Here is a 20,083-nt window from a genome sequence, read left to right as displayed (position 1 = left end):
AGGAAGCTATAGTACTATGACGGGTGAAAGGAATGAGCAACATATCATTGATTTTATTATGCAAAATCAAGAGCGGTGTTATAGACTTGCGTACAGCTACGTACAAAACGAGCAAGATGCGCTTGACGTTGTACACGATTCAATAGTGAAAGCTCTTCGCTATTCAAAGACATTGAAAGATATCGGATCTCTAAAGACGTGGTTTTATAAAATTGTCGTTCATACATCACTCGATTACTTAAAAAAAAGAAAGAAAATGTACGTTTCTGATTGTAAAGTAGAAAAATGGTATTTGGTAGACTATTCCACTTCTCTGTGCGTCACGGAAGCGATATCTATGTTATCACCTATCGAACAAACAATTATCAAGCTACGATTTTTTGAAGATATGAGAATTGAAGATATTTCTGAAATTCTCGACATGAACAAAAGTACTGTAAAAACAAAACTGTATGCGGCTCTAAGAAAAATGAAAGGAAAGGTGAGCGAATCATATGAAACGGATAAATGATTGGAAAAATGAGTATGAGCGCATTTCGATTCCTCCACTATTGAATGAAACTGTAAATAAAGCTGTTTTGCTTCATCACAAAAAGCGCTCAAGAAAAAAGGTTGCTAAAATGTTTTTTTTATCAGCAGCAGCAATTGTTTTTTCATTTGTGGGAGCTGTCAACGCATCGCCTTCTATGGCAAAAGCGATGGTTAGAGAGCTGCCCATATTAAGAGATATTATTAAGGTAGTGACTTTCTATTCTATCCATTTCGAAAGTGATAATGAAAAATACGCTGTGCATATGAGTACACCACATATCGAAGGACTGGAAAACGAAAAGTTGTCAAATTTTTTGAATGAGAAGTACATATTGGAGAATAAACAATTATATGATCAGTTTATGAAAGAAATCGATGAAATAAGAAGGAGCAGTACACAAGTCAATCGGTCTCTTGATATGGGATATGAGATAAAAACAGATGATGATGGAATTTTATCTATTGCTAGATATGTAACTGAAGTAGCTGCTTCCGCGTCTACTAAGATGCGTTTCGATACCGTTGATAAAAGAAGAGAGATTTTAATTACTCTTCCTAGTTTATTCAAAAATGATGAATATGTGAATGTCATTAGCAGATATATTAAAAAGAAGATGATGGTAGATATGAAGGAGGATGAAAATAAAGTATACTGGATTGATCAATTTACAAATATAGATCCGAATCAATCGTTTTATATCAACAAAGACCGCAAACTTGTCATCGTATTTGATGAGTATACAATCGCTCCGGGATATATGGGTGTGCTAGAGTTTGTTGTCCCGACAGAGCTACTAAAGCACTTGCTGGTTAGCAACGAATATATCTACTAATGGAAGTGGTTTAGAGATGTGTCCCTTCTTTTTGTTTATGGTACACTAATAGGGGAAAGCGAGGGACGGATGGTGAAACAAACGAAGACGAATGCTGTGCGCATGCTCGATCGCGCACGTGTGCCATATGAATTGCTCACTTATGACTATGACGATGGGCAAATTGATGGGAGATCGGTTGCGAAAAAAATTGGACAACGTGAAGAGATTGTATATAAAACGCTTGTGACAAAAGGGACGAGCGGACAACTTTATGTGTTCGTCATCCCTGTCGCAGCGGAGTTGGATTTGAAGAAAGCGGCGGCTGTTGTCGGTGAAAAAAGCGTGCATATGTTGCCTGTGGCGGACATTGAAAAAATGACAGGGTATGTGCGTGGCGGTTGCTCGCCAATTGGGATGAAAAAACTATATGCCACATATGTCGACGAATCGGCGCTTTTGCACGAGCAAATCATTGTGAGCGCAGGGAAAATCGGCATGCAAATGAAACTTTCTGTTCAAGACTTATTAAAGTTGACAAATGGGAAAACCGCACATGTCATTAAAGTGTAGGAGGGTTGACGCATGCGAATGGCAAAAGAGGAAGAACAACAATGGTTAGCACAACGTATAGAAGAAGGATTGTTAACTGACGACAATCGCTTGCTTTGGGAAATGATTTTGCCAAGTCGCTTAAAGCGGATGTACGATGTGTTAAGCGAACGGACGAGGTACATTACCATTTTGACGGAAGCGGTAGACGACCCACACAATCAAGCAGCCGTGTTGCGTTCAGCGGAAGCGTTCGGTATTCAAGACGTTCATGTCGTCACCGGAACGGCTCCATTTGAACCGAATAAATGGGTGACGCGACATGCGGACAAATGGTTAACCGTGCATAAACATTCATCGATTGAGCGGGCAATTCACCATCTCCAACAAAACGGCTATCAAGTATATGCGAGTTATTTAGGAGAAGGAACAATTCCGCTTGAACAAATTGACGTAGCGAAGCCGACAGTGCTTTTGTTCGGAAATGAGCATCGTGGCGTATCAGAAGAGGCGCTTGCTTTGGCAGATGGAAAGTTCGTCATTCCGATGAATGGATTTGTGCAAAGTTTCAATATTTCCGTTGCAGCAGCTATTTCTCTTTACGATGTGACGAAGCGGGCGAAACAAGTGGTGAACGAGCGCTATCATCTGTCGCTAGCGGAAAAGAAAGAAATATATGAACATTGGATGAAGCTTTCACTTAGCCCACGACTAAGAAAAATGGTGGAAAGTCAAATGGGAGGACGCAATGATTAAAGCAGTTATTTTTGATTTAGATGGCGTCATTGCAGATACGGTTGAGCTATATTATATCGCGACAAAACGTGTCGCCGATGAAATCGGAGTGCCGTTTGATCGACAGCTCAATCAAAAGCTTCAAGGTATGAGCAGACAGGCGATGGTTGAGGCGCTTCTTGGAGAAAAGGCGCGTGAATGGTCGGAAGAAGAAAAGCGAGCCCTTGGCGACCGGCGCGGTCAATATTATCGTGTGTTGATCGAGCAATTGTCGCCGAGCGACGTGTTGCCGGGAATGTGGGATCTTCTTTGCGACATTCAGCGCGACGGCGTCCCGATGGCGCTCGCATCGTCAAGTTCAAATGCAAGTGTAGTTGTTGAGCGGCTTGGTGTGCGTTCATTTTTCGACGTCATCGTCGACGTAAAAACAATTACGCGCATGAAGCCCGATCCAGAAATCTTTTTAACGGCCGCTAAACATCTTTATGTCGATCCGCGCTTTTGTGTTGCCATTGAAGATGGTGAGGCAGGAATGAAAGCGATTAAGCAAACAAATATGTTTTCCGTCGGTATCGGGAATCATTTAGCATCTTTATCTCCAGACTGGCTCGTGCAACAGACAACACAATTGACGTGGGACGAGTTAAAAAAACGGTTTATGCAAAAAGCTGGTCAATGACGACCAGCTTATTTTACGCCTAATATTTGTTTTGCTTTTTCAACACTTTCTTCTGATGGTGTCGGGATGCCTTCAAGCGGATACGTCAGTCCGAGCGCTTTCCATTTGTATACACCTAGTTGATGATATGGGAGCACTTCAATTTTTTCGACGTTGTCTAATGTGCGAATGAATGCAGCTAAGCGACGTAAATCTTCTTCATCGTCTGTGACGGTTGGAACGAGCACATGACGAATCCAAACGGGTACGTTTCGCTCTGATAGTAGGCGCGCAAACGCTAAAATATGTTCATTCGTTTTTCCTGTTAGTTTACGATGTTTTTTTTCATCGATATGTTTTAAATCTAGCAAAATTAAATCCGTATACTTCAGCAACTCATCTAGCTTTCGTTGGAACGTTTCTTCCTCGGTATAACAGCCGCCTGAAGAATCAATCGTTGTATGAATGCCAAGCTCTTTACATCGTTTAAATAATTCAATGAGAAAATCGATTTGTAAAAGCGGTTCGCCACCGCTGACCGTTATTCCACCACCGGATGCTTGCATAAAAGGCAAGTATGTTTGGGCATCAGCGATGATTTCATCGACGGACATTTGCTTTCCTTTGCCAATTTCCCACGTATCTGCGTTGTGGCAATATTGACAACGCAATAAACAGCCTTGGGTGAAAATGACATAACGAATGCCAGGACCATCAACTGTTCCGCACGATTCAATCGAATGAATAAATCCGTTCATGATGTTTGCCTCCTAGGTAGAAAGCTCCCACGCATCGTGGGAGCTTCCGCGTCACATTGTTTCATGGAACGTCCGATTAATGACATCAATTTGTTGTTCACGTGTTAATTTAATAAAGTTCACCGCATAACCTGATACGCGAATCGTTAGTTGCGGATATTTTTCAGGATGTTCCATCGCATCGAGCAACGTTTCGCGGTTAAAGACGTTGATGTTCAAATGGTGACCGCGTTTTTTAGCATATCCGTCTAAAATTGCCACAAGGTTTTGAACGCGTGTTGCATCATCTTTACCGAGTGCTTTTGGCACGATTGAGAACGTGTTTGAAATGCCATCTAATGCATATTCATACGGTAATTTTGCGACAGAGCTTAACGACGCAAGCGCACCTTTTGTGTCGCGGCCGTGCAACGGGTTAGCGCCAGGTGCAAACGGTTCGCCTGCGCGACGGCCGTCAGGTGTATTTCCTGTCTTTTTCCCATAGACGACGTTTGACGTGATTGTTAAGATCGATGTTGTATGTTTTGAATCGCGATACGTTTTATGTTTGCGCAATTTTGTCATAAAGCGCTCAACAATATCGACTGCAATTGAATCGACGCGATCATCGTTGTTTCCATATTTCGGGAAGTCGCCTTCAATTTCAAAGTCGACCGCTAAGCCATTTTCGTCGCGAATCGTTTTTACTTTTGCATATTTAATTGCGCTAAGTGAGTCAGCGACGACAGAAAGACCAGCAATTCCCGTTGCCATCGTGCGCATGACGTTTGTATCATGAAGCGCCATTTCAATGCGCTCATAACAATATTTATCGTGCATGTAGTGGATGACGTTTAACGTATTAATGTACAACTCAGCTAGCCATTCCATGACGTTGTCAAATTTGCGCATCACTTCATCGTAATCTAAGTATTCAGATGTGATTGGCGCAAATTCTGGACCGATTTGCACTTTTAATTTTTCATCTACGCCGCCATTAATCGCATATAATAATGCTTTCGCAAGGTTTGCGCGCGCGCCGAAAAATTGCATTTGTTTACCGATGCGCATCGCGGATACGCAGCACGCAATGCCGTAGTCATCGCCGAACTCAGGGCGCATTAAATCGTCATTTTCATATTGGATAGAGCTTGTTTGAATCGACATTTTCGCGCAATATTTTTTGAACGCTTCTGGTAATTTTGTCGACCAAAGAACCGTTAAGTTTGGTTCTGGCGCTGGACCTAAGTTATCAAGCGTATGCAAGAAGCGGAATGAGTTTTTCGTCACAAGCGGACGGCCGTCAATCGCGACACCGCCGATCGACTCGGTTACCCACGTTGGGTCGCCGCTAAATAGCTCATTATATTCTGGTGTTCGCGCGAATTTGACGAGGCGTAACTTCATAACGAAATGGTCAACGAGCTCTTGTGCTTCCCGTTCTGTTAATGTCCCTTCTTGCAAGTCGCGTTCGATATAAATATCTAAAAACGTAGAAACGCGACCTAAACTCATTGCTGCACCGTTTTGTTCTTTAATCGCCGCAAGATAAGCGAAATATAACCATTGGAACGCTTCGTGTGCGTTGCGCGCCGGCTTTGAAATATCGTAGCCGTAGCTTGCCGCCATTTCTTTTAGTTCTTGGAGGGCGCGAATTTGCTCTGCTAGTTCTTCGCGGAGACGAATAATGTCTTCGCTCATTGTACGCGCACCTGTATTTCGTAAGTCTTTTTTCTTTTCTTCAATTAAACGATCAACGCCGTATAAAGCAACGCGGCGATAGTCTCCGATAATGCGGCCGCGTCCATAGGCGTCAGGAAGCCCTGTAATGATGCCTGCTTTGCGCGCCGCTTTCATTTCGTCCGTATACACGTCAAATACGCCTTGGTTATGCGTTTTACGATATTGAGTAAAAATTTTCTTTACGTCATCGCTCACTTCATATCCGTAAGCTTCGCACGCCTGCTCCGCCATGCGAATGCCACCAAATGGCATAAGTGCCCGTTTAAACGGTTCGTCTGTTTGAAAACCGACAACTTTTTCAAGTTCTTTATTTAAATAGCCAGGTCCGTGCGATGTAATGGTCGATACGATTTCCGTATCCATATTGAGAACGCCGCCTTTTTCGCGTTCAAGTTTTGAAAGTTTCATCACTTGTTCCCAAAGTGTTTTTGTCGCTTCAGTTGGACCTTGTAAAAACGATTCATCCCCTGTGTAAACGGTTACGTTATTTAAAATAAAATCGCGAACGTCAATTTCTTTTTTCCACTTATCGCCTTTGAACGTTCTCCAAGCGTCCATTAAAGCTTCGTTCACAGTAAGTAGCGCCATCATAATCTCCTCCCAATCATTATCATTAAGGAATAGTACCCCCTATATAAAGAATACTACTTCTTTACAAAGATGGAGGGATGAAATGATGACAAATTTGTGAAATGTTGATCAAAAACATTTTCTAAAATAAATATTTTTCAAAAAATTATTTTTATAAAATTTGTTGCATAAAAAATAAAAAGCTGATAATATGTGAAACATGAAGAACATAGCATGTTTATACAAAGATACTCATTGTTTTACAGCAAATAGTAAGGGGGAGTAACAATGATAAAAAAAGGAATGATTGCAACACTTGTTTTTATACTTATGTTCGCGCTTGTCGGATGCGGCGGTTCGACAGAAAAGACGACATCAAAGGAACAGAAAAAGAAAATTACCGTTGTGACAAATCCATCATTTGCGCCGTTTGAGTACATGGATAAAGGAGAAATTGTCGGTTTTGATATTGATTTATTAAAAGCGGTAATGGACGAGGCTGGACTAGAATATGAATTAAAAGGCATCGGTTGGGATCCGTTATTTGCAGCCATTCAAGGAAAAACAGCGGATATGGCCGTTTCCGGTATTACGATCAACGATGATCGGAAAAAAACATACGACTTCTCTATTCCGTACTTTGAATCGACACATATGATTCTTGTCAAAGAAGGAAGTTCGATTAAAAGCGCGAAAGATTTACAAGGAAAAGTAGTCGGTGTGCAAAACGGGACAACAGGACAAGAAGCGGTTGAAAAAATTTTAGGAAAAGAGAATAAAAATATTAAAAAGTTCGAGGATACAGTCGTCGCAATTATGGACTTATTAAACGGCGGTGTGGAAGCTGTTGTGACGGACAATGCTGTCGCAAACGAATATATAAAAAATAATCCAGATGCAAAAATCGTGGCATTTGAAGATCCAGATCATTTTGAATCCGAATTTTACGGTTTTATGTTCCCGAAAGGTAGCGAACTCAAACAAAAAGTAGACGAAGCGTTGAAAAAAGTCATTGAAAATGGCACGTATACAGAAATTTATAAAAAGTGGTTTGGCACAGAGCCGAATATTGAATCATTACAACAACAGCAATAACATGGATGTAAAAGTTGCGTAACTGTCCCCGGTTACGCAACTTTTTCAAAGGGAAAGGTGAGACATATGGATTTTCGTTTTGATATTGTAGTTGAATATGCGCCGTTCTTTCTTAAAGGGGTATTGTGGACGATCGGCCTATCATTAGTCGGTATCGTCTTTGGTACGGTGCTCGGGTTAGTGATTGGGCTTGGAAAAATGGTTCAAAACCGCTTCATTCGTCTTCCGTTTGATTGGTACGTTCATTTTTTCCGTGGCACGCCATTATTTGTACAAATTTTACTTATTCATTTCGGTGTGATGCCTATTTTTACCTCTCAACCGAATCCTCTCGTATCAGGAGCGATTTCCTTATCTTTAAATGCCGCTGCGTATATCGCAGAAATTTTTCGGGCCGGCATTCAATCGATCGATCGTGGTCAAATGGAAGCAGCTCGCTCGCTCGGTATGACACATGTACAAGCGATGCGTTACATCATTTTACCGCAAGCGATTAAGCGAATGATTCCGCCGCTTGGCAACGAATTTGTCGTTCTTATTAAAGATTCATCACTTGCAGCAATTATTGCGGCACCTGAGCTTATGTATTGGGGACGAGCGATGCAAGGGCAATATTATCGCGTTTGGGAGCCTTACTTAACTGTTGCCCTTATTTATTTAATTCTCACTCTTTCGCTAAGCAAGTTGCTACACTGGTTAGAAAGAAGGTATGATGCATGATTCAAGTGACCAACTTAAAAAAATCGTACGGATCGCTACATGTGTTAAAAGGAATTGACGTGCATATTCGTGAAAAAGAAGTTGTCGTTGTCATTGGTCCTTCCGGTTCAGGAAAATCGACATTTTTACGTTGTTTAAACATGCTTGAAGATTTCGATGAAGGCGATATTATCATCGATGGATTTCGTTTAAAAGATCCGAAAACGGATTTAAATAAAGTGCGCGAAGAAGTAGGAATGGTATTTCAACGATTCAATTTATTTCCGCATATGACGGTGCTGGATAACATCACACTCGCCCCGATGAAAGTGCGCAAATGGCCAAAGGAAAAAGCGGAAGAAAAAGCGCTACAATTGCTTGCGAAAGTCGGTTTACAAGATAAGGCGAACGTATATCCAGATTCATTATCAGGTGGACAGGCACAGCGTGTCGCGATCGCTCGTGCGCTTGCGATGGAGCCGAAGGTGATGTTATTTGACGAGCCGACGTCTGCGCTCGATCCCGAAATGGTCGGGGAAGTGCTTGCCGTCATGAAACAACTAGCAAAAGAAGGAATGACGATGGTCGTCGTGACACATGAAATGGGATTTGCTCGTGAAGTTGGGGATCGTGTGCTCTTCATGGACGGTGGAGTGATCGTAGAAGAAGGAACGCCACAACAAATTTTTGATGCGCCACAACATGAGCGAACGAAGTCGTTTTTATCCAAAGTGTTATAGGAAAAAGGTGTCCAGTTTGTCAAGACACCTTTTGTTTTTTTATGCTAATAGTTGCTTTTCCAAAGCTACTTCGACCGGAACGTAATCGTAACCGAGGTCGCGTGCGACTGCTTCGTATGTGATTTCTCCGTTTGCGACGTTTACACCGAGGCGTAATGCCGGGTTGTCCGCAACAGCTTTTTGCACGCCCTTGTTTGCAATTTGTAGTGCGTACGGCATTGTGACGTTTGTCAATGCGAGTGTAGAGGTGCGTGGAACCGCCCCTGGCATGTTCGCGACTGCATAGTGAACGACGCCGTGCTTCACGTATGTTGGGTTGTCGTGTGTTGTCACATGGTCGCTCGTTTCCGCAATGCCACCTTGGTCGATCGCTACGTCAACGATGACAGAGCCTGGTTGCATCGCTTTTACCATTTCTTCTGTCACAAGTTTTGGCGCTTTCGCCCCAGGAATTAATACGGCACCGATCACAAGGTCGGACTCGGCGACAGCTTGCGCGATGTTCATTGGATTAGACATAAGCGTATTAATTTGGCTTCCGAAAATATCATCAAGTTCACGTAAACGTTCGGCGCTTAAGTCGATAATTGTTACGTTTGCGCCTAAGCCGATCGCAACTTTCGCAGCGTTTGTTCCAACGACACCACCGCCGATAATCGTTACTTTTCCACGACTAACGCCAGGAACGCCTGAAAGAAGAATTCCTTTTCCGCCTTTTGGTTTTTCAAGGAATTGTGCACCGATTTGTGCTGCCATGCGTCCTGCTACTTCGCTCATCGGTGTTAAAAGTGGCAACGTACGACCAACTTGTACTGTTTCATAAGCGATCGCAATGACACCCTTTTCTTTCAATGCACGTGCCAACTCTGGCTCAGCAGCAAGATGTAAGTATGTGAATAGCACTAATCCTGGACGGAAATACTCGTATTCGCTCGGTAGCGGCTCTTTTACTTTCATAACCATATCCGCTTGCGCCCAAACGTCTGCAGCGCGCTCAATGATTTGTGCCCCTGCATTCACATATGCTTCATTTGTAAAACCGCTTCCAACTCCTGCATCTTTCTCAATGATAACAGTATGTCCATTGCTGACAAATGACATAACGCCAGCAGGTGTAATGGCAACACGATTTTCGTTATTTTTAATTTCCTTTGGAACACCAATAATCATAAGCTGTTTCCCCTTTCATGTTGTCTTTTTGTATTATCTACAGTATAAACGGTTTTTATCATTTGTTGTTTGTTAAGAAGGGAGAAAGAAAAAACGAGCTTTTGTGGATTTCCACAAAAGCTATGTTGTCCGATATTTGTCTAATTTCATATCGATATATAGTTTCACTTTTTCGCTCATGTTCCCTAGGTCGATGTTTCCGATTTCATTGATTCGCTTCAGACGGTAAGCGAGCGTATTCGGGTGAATATTGAGCGTTTTCGCCGTTTCGTTGACGTTGCTGTCACAGTCGAGATACGTTTCGATCGTCTCAACTAAGTTTGTATGATGCTGTGCATCGTATTGTTTCAGCTTTTCGAGTGCTGCGTTGTGGAAATCCCCATGTCGTTTTTTCTCAAAAAGTAAATCAAAAAATTGATACATGCCTAGATGTTGATAACTTTGAATATTCGCAAGTTGATGAGGAAAGGCGCGTTTCATTTTCAATACCGTTTGCGCTTCTTCGTAGCTTTTAGCAATTTTTGTATAGCATTCATATACATTTCCGAATGCTCCCATCATAATGTCAACGCGAAATCGTTCTTTCATTTGCGTCATAAATGAACGGAAAAATCGTTCAATATGTACTTCTCCATAGACGTTCGAACTTGGCGCAACGAGCACAATTAACCGCTGATGATCAATCGTATAAAGCGGAATAGCGAGTTGTTGCGTCGTTTTTAATAAGTAATCAATTTGCCGCTCTACTTGCGTTTGAATGTGTTGTTGAAATTGAAAAATGCCGACAGAAAAAAACGGATACACATGTACGTTTAGTTGATGGCATTGTTCAACGATGTCATGGGAAGATGAAAAATGTCCGGTGAGTAGTTTCCAAAAAAACTCTTGAATGCGCTCTTCTTTTTTATGTTTGCGAATTTGTAATTGCAACAATAAATTTTTTGCTGCTTTCGCTGCTTGTTTTAACAAATCAAACTGATGTTCTGTCCACGGCTCATTCATTTCAATTGCCCAAATAAATCCGAGCACCTCTTTATTTTTCCAAATCGAGATAGCGATGCGATTGCCTAGCCCTACTTCTGAAATTTCGGCGACACGAACAGGCTCCTCACTTTGTAAAAGTTTTGGAATCACCCCTTCGCGCCATAAACTATTAATGACGCGCTCGGGCACACGACGATGAATGATGGTCGCTGTACGGGCGGGATCGGTATAATGCTCATGTCCACTGTAAGCAATTAAGCGATGGTTTGCATCTTCAATCGTAATCGGACATTGCAATAACTCGCTCACACGATCGGCAAACTCCTCTAAACTTTCAAAATGAGTGGCAAAAGGGTTCACAAACATCCACTCCGTTTCGTATGTTGTTTTACGATCATTGTAGCACGTTTTATTTTTGTGCGTTGCATTTGCATAATTAAACGTATTACGATGGAATGGGAGGGATGATGATGAAGCAAGGAGTTATTAGTCTTGGTGAAGCGTTAATTGATTTTATTCCGCTCGATGCAACAAATCGGGTTTACCAAAAAAGTCCTGGTGGGGCGCCAGCGAATGTCGCGGTCGGTGTTGCACGGCTCGGTGTTCCAGCGACGTTTTTAGGGAAAGTTGGTCGCGATGTATTAGGCGTTTTTCTAAAAGAAACGCTTGATGCATATGGAGTGAATACATCTTTCCTTCAATTTAGTGATGATGTTCGCACAGGTGTCGTTTTTGTAACGTTAGCTGAAAACGGAGAACGAAGCTTTGATTTTTACATTAATCCGAGTGCCGATCGCTTTTTAAGCGAAAAGGAAGTGGATGAGTCGTTATTTTTGACGCATCGCATTTTCCATTTTGGTTCTATTTCACTTATTAGCGAACCAGCACGAAGCGCGACAAAGCGGGCTGTTATGTTAGCTAAAGAAAATGGAATGATCGTCTCGTATGACCCGAATTTACGTCTCGGTCTGTGGGAAAACGAACAACAAGCTCGCGAAATGATTATATCTATGTTAACTGAAGCGGACGTATTGAAAATTTCCGAAGAGGAATTGACATTTATTACAGGGGAAGAAGATATTCAAAAAGGTGTAGATGCCCTTGCTTCCTACAACATTCCACTTATTGTCGTCACGCTAGGAGAAAACGGAAGTTATGCGTTCACGAGGGAAGGATCGGTATTTACCCCAGCGCTTAAAGTAGAGGCGGTGGATACGACAGGGGCAGGAGATGCGTTTGTTTCCGGTATGCTTTATTGCTTGCATGAGCAAGAAGGGGCGATCGACGACTTGTCGCTTGCGGAAGTTGAACAAATGGCGCGTTTTGCGAGTGTTTCAGGGGCGCTAGCTGCATCAACAAAAGGGGCGATGACAGCTTTACCGACGCGTGATGAAGTCGAACGAATTTTACGAGAAGGTTGGTCGAAATAATAGAAATTATGTTAAAACTTTTGCTTGTCAAATGATCAACTGCTTTCGTATGATGAAAGAAAAGGGAGTATTCCTTCAAATATGGAAGGTTGCTCCTTTTTCATTCAATGACAAAAGGTGATGAAGCGATGGAGCAAGATAAGTTAAAAAAAGTAGTGGAAGCAGCGAAATTGTATTATTTACTAGACTACAATCAAAACGATATTGCGAAAAAGCTTGGCGTATCGCGGCCGACGGTGTCACGTTTACTACAACAAGCAAAAGAAGAAGGAATTGTAGAAATTAAAATTAATGATCCTGCCGAAGATATTCAACAGCTAGCAACACAACTTGAACAAAAGTTCAATTTAAAAAAAGCAATTGTTGTATCCGTTCCTGAACATCAAGATGGCATTATTAAAAAATATTTAGGGAAAGAGGCGGCTGAATATTTACGTTCGATTGTAAAAGACGGAGATGTCATCGGCGTCACATGGGGGACGACGCTGTATCATGTTGCGTTACAGCTTAAACATAAGCATGTGAAAGACGTCAAAGTCGTTCAATTAAAAGGTGGCGTCAGCTTGTCGGAAACGAATACGTTCGCTTCTGATATTTTACATTTGTTTGGAAGCGCATTCAATGCAACGGTACATCACTTGCCTCTCCCGGCCATCGTCGATCATGTCGTTGTTAAGCAGGCAATGGAGGCAGATCGCCATATTCGCAAAATTCTCGATCTCGGTCGACAAGCGAATATTGCTGTATTTACGATTGGATCAATTAAATCGGAGTCGCTATTGTTCCAGCTTGGTTATTTTACAGAAGAAGATTTGCAAACGATTTATTCAAAAGCAGTCGGTGACATTTGTTCACGCTTTTTTGATCAAAACGGAAAGCTATGCAGCGAGGAGTTAAATGCCCGCACGCTTGGCATTGAGTTAGAAGAGTTGAAAAATAAGGAATACTCGATTGTGATTGCGGGAGGTATTCATAAAGTGGCAGGCATATACGGAGCATTGAAAGGAAAATATGCAAACGTATTAGTAACAGATCAATTTACTGCCGAATGTTTGTTAGAAAAAGAATAAAAAACGACAAACGGGGGAAAAGAAGAAAGCCCCCTTTATTTATGCAAAGAAGGAAGAAAGATGGAGCAAAAACGTGAATTTTATTTTACGTTTGTTCATGCTAACGTTTACATATGTTCGTTTTCCTGTTATATTGATGATGTAATCAAAAATTCAACTTAGTAAGATGATTGTAGCTATATTTATTTAAAAATAGGGAGGAACGAATGGTCAACTACCCCCACTTAGCTAACGCTTGAAGTGAGGGCTTGCAACTCCCCAGAAGTGCAAACGGATTTCGTCCTCCTTCCTTGACTTGGGGTTGCATCAGGGGCAGGTTGACGACTACCCAACGACGCAGGTCATGCCTGCATCGTTACCGATTCTCTCGGTGTGTCTGTTGGCAGTACTTGGCTTCCACACACAACAGACGGACCTACGCTCGATGTTTTACGGTTACAACGTTTCCTGTAACCAACTCCATACATCGAGTAGCAGTTATTGGAGTGCCTTTATTGAACGGTTTTCTCCACGCCTTTATTATATCATACACAAAAGAAAGGGGGAACGCGCATTCCTCTCCCACTTACTCCCTTTGGTCGTTGAAGTGGGAGTCTCCTGCGCGAAATAGGATGAACATTGCCCGTATGATTGATCATACGTTATTAAAGCCAGAAGCGACGAAAGTGCAAATTGAAAAGTTAGTAGAAGAAGCGAAAAAGTACGAATTCGCATCAGTATGCGTTAACCCAACGTGGGTAAAGCTTGCTGCTGAACGTTTGCAAGGAACAAAAGTAAAAGTATGTACCGTCATTGGCTTCCCGTTAGGAGCGACAACGCCAGAAGTGAAAGCTTTTGAAACAAAACAAGCGATTGAAAATGGTGCGCAAGAAGTCGATATGGTCATCAATATTGGTGCGTTAAAGGATGGTGACGATGATCTTGTAGAGCGCGACATTCGTGCGGTCGTCGAGGCTGCAAAAGGAAAAGCGTTAACAAAAGTTATTATCGAAACAGCGTTGTTAACAGATGAAGAAAAAGTGCGCGCATGCGAAGTTGCTGTTCGCGCAGGCGCTGATTTTGTGAAAACATCAACGGGATTTGCCAGCGGCGGTGCGACAGTAGAAGATGTCGCATTAATGCGCAAAACGGTTGGTCCAAATGTCGGTGTGAAAGCATCTGGCGGTGTGCGCAGCGCAGCGGATGCAAAAGCGATGATTGACGCTGGAGCAAATCGGATCGGTACAAGTTCTGGACCTGCTATTATGGAAGGAACAACTTCAAACGAAGCATACTAATGGAGGCATTCGCATATGAAAGAAGTATTACTAAGCTTACTTGCTGGGCTTGTCGTTGGAATTTTGTTTAAATTTTTACGTTTGCCGTTGCCAGCCCCGCCTGTGTTGGCAGGAGTGATAGGGATTTTTGGCGTATATTTAGGTGGCGTCGTCGCTGACTGGTTAATGAAGACGTTTTTTAACTAAATAGCCCAAGAAGGGATGATCAACAATGAATAAACAACTATTAATTGAAGCGGCAAAACAAGCGAGAGAGCGGGCGTACGTTCCGTATTCAAAGTTTAAAGTTGGGGCAGCGCTATTAACGAAAGATGGGAAAGTGTATGGAGGTTGCAACATCGAAAACGCATCATACGGTTTATGTAACTGTGCTGAACGTACAGCTTTATTTAAAGCGTACTCAGAAGGAGACCTTGAGTATGCGATGTTAGCTGTTGTTGCGGATACGGAGCGTCCTGTTCCGCCATGTGGCGCATGCCGTCAAGTCATTGTTGAATTGTGTGACCCGAATATGCCTGTCATTTTAGCCAATATGAAAGGCGATGTACAGGAAACGACGGTGAAAGAACTTCTCCCTGGAGCTTTTTCAAAAGAAGATTTGCGATAAGCGTCGGCTTTTCCGACGCTTTTTGCATTGATACATAACAAAAAAGGAAATATAATCGTGTAGAGGATAATTTGACAGCTGACAACGGAGGTGTGACATGAGTCAAGATGTATCAAGAAACAAGTTGCTTTGGATCGCGGGGCTTGGATGGTTGTTTGATGCGATGGATGTCGGGATGCTTTCATTCATTCTTGCGGCTTTGCAAAAGGAATGGGGATTAACAGCTGAGCAAATGGGTTGGATTGGGAGCGTGAACTCGATCGGTATGGCCGTCGGTGCTCTTGTGTTTGGATTGTTAGCTGATCGTATCGGTCGAAAGCAAGTATTTATTATTACGCTTTTATTATTTTCGATCGGAAGCGGCTTATCTGCTTTTGCGACAACGTTAACGGTATTTTTAATTTTACGCTTTTTTATCGGTATGGGACTTGGCGGTGAACTTCCGGTTGCTTCCACGCTCGTATCGGAAAGCGTACCCGCTCATGAGCGCGGGAAAGTTGTCGTTTTATTAGAAAGCTTTTGGGCAGGTGGCTGGCTATTAGCTGCGCTCATTTCATTTTTCATTATTCCGACGTACGGTTGGCAAATGGCACTCATTTTAGGGGCTTTACCTGCGTTATACGCCATTTATTTGCGTATTAACTTGCCCGATTCACAAAAGTTTATTGCGGTAAAAACGGCAGAACGTCGTTCTGTTTGGCGCAATATCGCAGACGTATGGGCAAAACCTTATGCGAAGCAAACGACGATGCTTTGGATTTTATGGTTTGCGGTCGTCTTTTCGTACTACGGCATGTTTTTATGGCTGCCGAGCGTGATGGTGATGAAAGGATTTAGTTTAATTAAAAGCTTTGAATATGTGCTAATTATGACGTTAGCGCAATTGCCAGGTTATTTTAGCGTCGCGTGGTTAATCGAACGCATCGGAAGAAAAGCGGTGCTCATTATTTATTTAGTTGGGACAGCGTTAAGCGCTTATTTCTTCGGAAATGCCGAGTCGGTTGCGATGTTAGTGACGTTTGGAGCGCTGTTATCATTCTTTAATCTCGGCGCATGGGGAGCGCTTTATGCCTACACGCCAGAACAATACCCAACGGTTATTCGCGCGACAGGGGCAGGCATGGCCGCTTCATTTGGACGTATTGGTGGCATTTTAGGACCGCTTCTTGTCGGTTATCTCGTTGCACAAAAAGTATCAATTACGATGATTTTTGCTGTATTTTGTATCGCGATTTTCATTGGTGCACTTGCCGTTCTTTTCCTCGGCAAAGAAACGAAACAACAAGAACTCGCATAATCATTCGAAAAGAAGCTATAATGGTATCATTGTAGCTTCTTTTTTGAAAGGGGATTTTCTTTTGGGCGTTTCTGTAGTTATTGCGACATATAATCGGCTACTTCCGCTGGCAGAATTGCTAGAGTCGTTAAGCAAACAAACGTATAAGCCAACGCAAGTTATTATTGTCAACGATGGGGGCTCATCGGTACAAGCTGCTGTCGATGCATATCCTGAGCTTTCTATTGAGCTCATGGAATTAAGCGAAAATGTCGGGCACGTCGAAGCTCGGAATATCGGTGTGCGTGCGGCGACAGAAGACTTTATTATGCTGTGTGATGATGACGATTTACTATTGCCGTGCCATATGGAGCGAATGATTGCAAATATGAACGACGCGGACTTTGTATATAGCGATGTAGAAATTTTTCATTATCGCACGGAAAATGGTATGCGTATACCGACCGATCGCTTTTTATTTGCATATGAATATGATTTACAAGCAATGCGTACATTTTCGACGTATGTTCCTTCAGGGAGCATGTATCGGCGCACCATTCATGATGTAATCGGGTATTTTGATTCATACGTTCATAATTATTGGGATTGGGATTTCTTTTTACGTGTAGCGAAAGAGTTTTGTGTCAAACGCGTACCGACAGCGAGTGTTCTTTATGCTTTTTCCAATGAAGGAGATCATTTATCGAAACAAATGAATGAAACGAGACAAATGTATTTAAACCGATTAAGTGAAAAACATGAACTTGGCAACCTACCAACGAAAAACTTTTGGCTCCTTTTATCAGAGCCGGATGTGCAAAAACGGCAAGCAAAGAGTGAAGTCATATGGGATGGTGAACCGTTTCGTTCGCGGCTCGCTCATCTCGTTCGTTGTTAGGGGATATGTACAGAGTCTTTGCGAAGGCTCTGTTTTTTTGTTTATAGAAAAAGGAATAAAGAAGAAATGTGTCGAAAAACTAACAAGGTTAAGTAGTTTCTACTTGACAAATAAAAATTACTATATGATAATTTATATCGAATTATAATTGTTATAATTTGATTTGTCAGTCATATTTTCTATATGGCTGGATCATACTACTAACATACAAAAAAATGATGCAGGAGGATGATGAAGCATGTCATTAGTAGGAAAACAAGTACAACCATTTAAAGCGATGGCGTACCATAACGGTGAATTTATCGAGGTAACAGAAGAAAACTTAAAAGGAAAATGGAGCGTCGTTTGCTTCTATCCAGCAGACTTTACGTTCGTTTGCCCAACAGAATTAGAAGATTTACAAAACGAATATCCGAAATTAAAAGAGTTTGGTGTTGAAGTATACTCTGTTTCAACAGATACACACTTCACGCATAAAGCATGGCACGATCATTCGCCAGCTATTAGCAAAATTGAATACGTAATGATCGGCGACCCTTCACAAAAATTATCACGCATGTTCGAAGTGCTTGATGAAGAAACAGGTCTTGCGCAACGCGGTACGTTCATTATCGATCCAGACGGTGTTATCCAAGCAGTTGAAATTAACGCTGACGGCATCGGTCGCGACGCAAGCACAATTGTAAACAAAATTAAAGCTGCACAATATGTGCGCAACAACCCTGGCGAAGTATGCCCAGCAAAATGGCAAGAAGGTGGGCAAACATTGAAGCCAAGTCTTGACCTTGTAGGTAAAATTTAAGGAGGCTTACGTCAATGGTATTGGATGCTGAAATTAAAGCACAGCTCGCCCAATATCTACAATTGATGGAAAATGACATTGTGTTAAAAGTGAGCGCGGGAGACGATTCAGTTTCCCGCGATATGCTTGCTTTAGTCGATGAGCTTGCAACGATGTCATCGAAAATCAAAGTAGAAAAAACAACGTTAGAGAGAACGCCAAGCTTTAGCGTCAATCGCGTTGGCGAAGAAACGGGCGTTGTGTTCGCAGGAGTGCCTTTAGGACATGAATTTACTTCCCTCGTGCTTGCGTTGCTTCAAGTGAGTGGACGTCCGCCAAAGGTCGATCAAGCGGTCATTGATCAAATTAAAGGTTTACAAGGAACGTACCGTTTTGAAACATACGTCAGCTTAACGTGCCATAACTGTCCGGACGTCGTTCAAGCATTAAACGTCATGAGCGTACTAAATCCGAATATTTCACATACGATGATTGATGGAGCAGCATTTAAAGAAGAAGTCGAACAAAAAGACATTATGGCGGTGCCAACTGTCTTTTTAAATGGCGAACCGTTCGCAAGCGGTCGGATGTCGCTTGAAGAAATTCTTGCGAAGTTAGGAAGCACGCCAGATGCTTCAACGTTCGCAAACAAAGACCCGTTCGACGTGCTTGTCATCGGTGGCGGACCTGCCGGTGCAACAGCAGCCATTTATGCTGCGCGTAAAGGCATTCGCACGGGAATTGTCGCTGAACGTTTTGGTGGTCAAATTTTAGATACACTAGGCATTGAAAACTTTATTAGCGTCAAATATACAGAAGGTCCAAAGCTCGCGGCAAGCCTTGAAGAACATGTGAAACATTACAATGTTGACATTATGAACTTGCAGCGTGCGAAACGGTTGGAAAAGAAAGACCTCATTGAAGTTGAACTTGAAAACGGCGCCGTTTTAAAAAGTAAAGCGGTCATTATCGCGACAGGTGCGCGTTGGCGCAATCTCGGCGTCCCTGGCGAAGCGGAGTTCAAAAATAAAGGGGTTGCTTACTGCCCGCATTGCGACGGTCCGTTGTTCGAAGGAAAGCATGTCGCGGTCATTGGCGGTGGTAACTCTGGGGTCGAAGCGGCAATTGACCTGGCGGGAATTGCTAAGCATGTGACCGTTCTTGAGTTTGCGCCAGAATTAAAAGCGGATGCTGTGTTGCAAGATCGTTTGTACAGCTTACCGAACGTAACAGTCATTAAAAATGCGCAAACGAAAGAAATTACAGGTACAGACAAAGTAAACGGTCTCACATATATTGATCGCGCAACAGGCGAAGAGCACCATATTGAACTTCAAGGTGTATTCGTGCAAATCGGGCTTGTACCGAATACAGAATGGTTAGAAGGAACGGTAGAGCGCAATCGCTTCGGTGAAATTATCGTCGATAAACGCGGTGCAACAAACGTTCCTGGTGTCTTCGCTGCTGGCGATTGTACAGATAGCGCATATAAACAGATTATCATTTCCATGGGCTCAGGCGCAACAGCTTCTTTAGGTGCGTTTGACTACTTAATTCGGAATTAACCGGTTTCCCTCCCCTTGACGCTCGTATTGTCGTTTGATACAATATTAGCCAAACGAAATACAGGTGCAACGATGAAAGATGGATAGTAGCTAAGATCGTTCTTTTATAGCGAGCTAGGGAGGGTGGAAGCCTAGCAAAGACGCTTAGCGAAA

The 20,083-nt window shown here is 42.5% G+C and carries 21 protein-coding genes and 1 other annotated feature (1 of these 22 cut by a window edge); of the genes, 17 read left to right on the top strand and 4 right to left on the bottom strand.

Translation table 11 applies throughout. The annotated features are described in order from the left end of the window. Nucleotides 1–16: 16 nt before the first annotated feature. The 5 genes from NSS60_RS14375 (at nt 17) to pgmB (ending at nt 3,309) form a co-directional block, all read left to right on the top strand. On the top strand, nt 17–511 hold the full coding sequence (locus NSS60_RS14375; RefSeq protein ID WP_004893176.1) for an RNA polymerase sigma factor: 495 nt from the start codon (nt 17–19) through the stop codon (nt 509–511). Continuing rightward, entirely contained in the window at nt 495–1,364 is an 870-nt protein-coding gene (locus NSS60_RS14370) for a DUF3298 and DUF4163 domain-containing protein (protein ID WP_004893175.1), read from the top strand. The genes NSS60_RS14375 and NSS60_RS14370 overlap by 17 nt, the downstream gene beginning before the upstream one ends. Nucleotides 1,365–1,433: 69 nt before the next feature. Further along, a complete protein-coding gene (gene ybaK / locus NSS60_RS14365; RefSeq protein ID WP_035019037.1) occupies nt 1,434–1,916 on the top strand; it encodes a Cys-tRNA(Pro) deacylase in 483 nt (160 codons plus the stop codon). An 18-nt stretch (nt 1,917–1,934) separates the two neighbouring features. Then, on the top strand, nt 1,935–2,651 hold the full coding sequence (locus NSS60_RS14360) for a TrmH family RNA methyltransferase (protein WP_004893170.1): 717 nt from the start codon (nt 1,935–1,937) through the stop codon (nt 2,649–2,651). Continuing rightward, on the top strand, nt 2,644–3,309 hold the full coding sequence (gene pgmB, locus NSS60_RS14355) for a beta-phosphoglucomutase (RefSeq protein WP_004893169.1): 666 nt from the start codon (nt 2,644–2,646) through the stop codon (nt 3,307–3,309). Before NSS60_RS14360 ends, pgmB begins: the two co-directional genes overlap by 8 nt. Before the next feature lie 8 nt (nt 3,310–3,317). Here pgmB and pflA read toward each other — a convergent pair whose 3' ends face one another. Together pflA and pflB are read right to left on the bottom strand one after the other, a co-directional pair. Next, nucleotides 3,318–4,046, bottom strand: a complete 729-nt coding sequence (pflA, locus tag NSS60_RS14350) for a pyruvate formate-lyase-activating protein (protein WP_004893168.1) — start codon at nt 4,044–4,046, stop codon at nt 3,318–3,320. A 51-nt stretch (nt 4,047–4,097) separates the two neighbouring features. After that, entirely contained in the window at nt 4,098–6,326 is a 2,229-nt protein-coding gene (gene pflB, locus NSS60_RS14345) for a formate C-acetyltransferase (protein ID WP_413432318.1), read from the bottom strand. Between the two features lie 300 nt (nt 6,327–6,626). Here pflB and NSS60_RS14340 point away from each other — a divergent pair, with 300 nt between their 5' ends. The 3 genes from NSS60_RS14340 to NSS60_RS14330 all read left to right on the top strand — a co-directional run bounded on the left by NSS60_RS14340 (nt 6,627) and on the right by NSS60_RS14330 (nt 8,872). Beyond that, nucleotides 6,627–7,433 (top strand): basic amino acid ABC transporter substrate-binding protein, encoded by an 807-nt coding sequence (locus NSS60_RS14340; RefSeq protein ID WP_004893166.1) that lies wholly within the window; start codon nt 6,627–6,629, stop codon nt 7,431–7,433. A 66-nt stretch (nt 7,434–7,499) separates the two neighbouring features. Next, a complete protein-coding gene (locus tag NSS60_RS14335) occupies nt 7,500–8,153 on the top strand; it encodes an amino acid ABC transporter permease (RefSeq protein ID WP_004893165.1) in 654 nt (217 codons plus the stop codon). Further along, nucleotides 8,150–8,872 carry an amino acid ABC transporter ATP-binding protein gene (locus NSS60_RS14330; RefSeq protein WP_004893164.1) on the top strand — a complete coding sequence of 241 codons (723 nt, stop codon included), beginning with the start codon at nt 8,150–8,152 and terminating at the stop codon, nt 8,870–8,872. Before NSS60_RS14335 ends, NSS60_RS14330 begins: the two co-directional genes overlap by 4 nt. Before the next feature lie 39 nt (nt 8,873–8,911). On the opposite strand, the gene ald is transcribed toward NSS60_RS14330, so the two are convergent. Then, entirely contained in the window at nt 8,912–10,042 is a 1,131-nt protein-coding gene (gene ald / locus NSS60_RS14325) for an alanine dehydrogenase (RefSeq protein WP_088223573.1), read from the bottom strand. A 120-nt stretch (nt 10,043–10,162) separates the two neighbouring features. Further along, nucleotides 10,163–11,392 (bottom strand): PucR family transcriptional regulator, encoded by a 1,230-nt coding sequence (locus NSS60_RS14320; protein ID WP_004893161.1) that lies wholly within the window; start codon nt 11,390–11,392, stop codon nt 10,163–10,165. A 98-nt stretch (nt 11,393–11,490) separates the two neighbouring features. Between NSS60_RS14320 and NSS60_RS14315 the strand changes: the two genes are divergently transcribed. The 9 genes from NSS60_RS14315 (at nt 11,491) to ahpF (ending at nt 19,930) form a co-directional block, all read left to right on the top strand. Next, the gene (locus NSS60_RS14315) at nt 11,491–12,456 is read left to right on the top strand and encodes an aminoimidazole riboside kinase (protein ID WP_035019035.1); all 966 of its coding nucleotides are present in this window, start codon (nt 11,491–11,493) and stop codon (nt 12,454–12,456) included. A gap of 128 nt (nt 12,457–12,584) precedes the next feature. Continuing rightward, nucleotides 12,585–13,526, top strand: a complete 942-nt coding sequence (locus tag NSS60_RS14310; RefSeq protein WP_004893156.1) for a sugar-binding transcriptional regulator — start codon at nt 12,585–12,587, stop codon at nt 13,524–13,526. 611 nt (nt 13,527–14,137) lie between these two features. Further along, nucleotides 14,138–14,803: a deoxyribose-phosphate aldolase gene (gene deoC / locus NSS60_RS14305; protein ID WP_004893153.1), complete on the top strand. Its 666-nt coding sequence runs from the start codon at nt 14,138–14,140 to the stop codon at nt 14,801–14,803. Nucleotides 14,804–14,818: 15 nt separating this feature from the next. Next, nucleotides 14,819–14,989: a XapX domain-containing protein gene (locus NSS60_RS14300; RefSeq protein ID WP_004893151.1), complete on the top strand. Its 171-nt coding sequence runs from the start codon at nt 14,819–14,821 to the stop codon at nt 14,987–14,989. 25 nt (nt 14,990–15,014) lie between these two features. Further along, entirely contained in the window at nt 15,015–15,410 is a 396-nt protein-coding gene (locus NSS60_RS14295; protein ID WP_004893149.1) for a cytidine deaminase, read from the top strand. A gap of 97 nt (nt 15,411–15,507) precedes the next feature. Then, nucleotides 15,508–16,707 (top strand): MFS transporter, encoded by a 1,200-nt coding sequence (locus NSS60_RS14290; RefSeq protein WP_004893147.1) that lies wholly within the window; start codon nt 15,508–15,510, stop codon nt 16,705–16,707. 61 nt (nt 16,708–16,768) lie between these two features. Then, nucleotides 16,769–17,584, top strand: a complete 816-nt coding sequence (locus NSS60_RS14285; protein ID WP_004893146.1) for a glycosyltransferase family 2 protein — start codon at nt 16,769–16,771, stop codon at nt 17,582–17,584. Nucleotides 17,585–17,822: 238 nt separating this feature from the next. Continuing rightward, nucleotides 17,823–18,386 carry an alkyl hydroperoxide reductase subunit C gene (gene ahpC / locus NSS60_RS14280; protein WP_340720936.1) on the top strand — a complete coding sequence of 188 codons (564 nt, stop codon included), beginning with the start codon at nt 17,823–17,825 and terminating at the stop codon, nt 18,384–18,386. Nucleotides 18,387–18,400: 14 nt separating this feature from the next. Beyond that, nucleotides 18,401–19,930, top strand: coding sequence for an alkyl hydroperoxide reductase subunit F (gene ahpF, locus NSS60_RS14275; protein ID WP_004893139.1), 1,530 nt, complete (start codon nt 18,401–18,403; stop codon nt 19,928–19,930). A gap of 63 nt (nt 19,931–19,993) precedes the next feature. Next, nucleotides 19,994–20,083 (top strand) — a binding site (T-box leader) (it continues 88 nt past the right edge of the window).

The organism is Anoxybacillus sp. FSL W8-0382, assembly GCF_038003845.1.
Taxonomy (GTDB): domain Bacteria; phylum Bacillota; class Bacilli; order Bacillales; family Anoxybacillaceae; genus Anoxybacillus; species Anoxybacillus flavithermus_G.
The sequence above is the reverse complement of the archived record's forward strand: the minus strand, read 5'-3'. Positions and strand labels throughout refer to the sequence as shown.

Coding starts and splice junctions, on each gene's coding strand:
- NSS60_RS14310 (WP_004893156.1), top strand. CDS start 12,585: ATGGAGCAAGATAAGTTAAAAAAAGTAGTGGAAGCAGCGAAATTGTAT.
- NSS60_RS14360 (WP_004893170.1), top strand. CDS start 1,935: ATGGCAAAAGAGGAAGAACAACAATGGTTAGCACAACGTATAGAAGAA.
- ybaK (WP_035019037.1), top strand. CDS start 1,434: ATGGTGAAACAAACGAAGACGAATGCTGTGCGCATGCTCGATCGCGCA.
- ahpF (WP_004893139.1), top strand. CDS start 18,401: ATGGTATTGGATGCTGAAATTAAAGCACAGCTCGCCCAATATCTACAA.
- NSS60_RS14370 (WP_004893175.1), top strand. CDS start 495: ATGAAACGGATAAATGATTGGAAAAATGAGTATGAGCGCATTTCGATT.
- pgmB (WP_004893169.1), top strand. CDS start 2,644: ATGATTAAAGCAGTTATTTTTGATTTAGATGGCGTCATTGCAGATACG.
- pflB (WP_413432318.1), bottom strand. CDS start 6,326: ATGGACGCTTGGAGAACGTTCAAAGGCGATAAGTGGAAAAAAGAAATT.
- NSS60_RS14300 (WP_004893151.1), top strand. CDS start 14,819: ATGAAAGAAGTATTACTAAGCTTACTTGCTGGGCTTGTCGTTGGAATT.
- NSS60_RS14330 (WP_004893164.1), top strand. CDS start 8,150: ATGATTCAAGTGACCAACTTAAAAAAATCGTACGGATCGCTACATGTG.
- pflA (WP_004893168.1), bottom strand. CDS start 4,046: ATGAACGGATTTATTCATTCGATTGAATCGTGCGGAACAGTTGATGGT.
- NSS60_RS14335 (WP_004893165.1), top strand. CDS start 7,500: ATGGATTTTCGTTTTGATATTGTAGTTGAATATGCGCCGTTCTTTCTT.
- NSS60_RS14315 (WP_035019035.1), top strand. CDS start 11,491: ATGATGATGAAGCAAGGAGTTATTAGTCTTGGTGAAGCGTTAATTGAT.
- NSS60_RS14375 (WP_004893176.1), top strand. CDS start 17: ATGACGGGTGAAAGGAATGAGCAACATATCATTGATTTTATTATGCAA.
- NSS60_RS14295 (WP_004893149.1), top strand. CDS start 15,015: ATGAATAAACAACTATTAATTGAAGCGGCAAAACAAGCGAGAGAGCGG.
- ald (WP_088223573.1), bottom strand. CDS start 10,042: ATGATTATTGGTGTTCCAAAGGAAATTAAAAATAACGAAAATCGTGTT.
- NSS60_RS14290 (WP_004893147.1), top strand. CDS start 15,508: ATGAGTCAAGATGTATCAAGAAACAAGTTGCTTTGGATCGCGGGGCTT.
- ahpC (WP_340720936.1), top strand. CDS start 17,823: ATGTCATTAGTAGGAAAACAAGTACAACCATTTAAAGCGATGGCGTAC.
- NSS60_RS14320 (WP_004893161.1), bottom strand. CDS start 11,392: ATGTTTGTGAACCCTTTTGCCACTCATTTTGAAAGTTTAGAGGAGTTT.
- NSS60_RS14340 (WP_004893166.1), top strand. CDS start 6,627: ATGATAAAAAAAGGAATGATTGCAACACTTGTTTTTATACTTATGTTC.
- deoC (WP_004893153.1), top strand. CDS start 14,138: ATGAACATTGCCCGTATGATTGATCATACGTTATTAAAGCCAGAAGCG.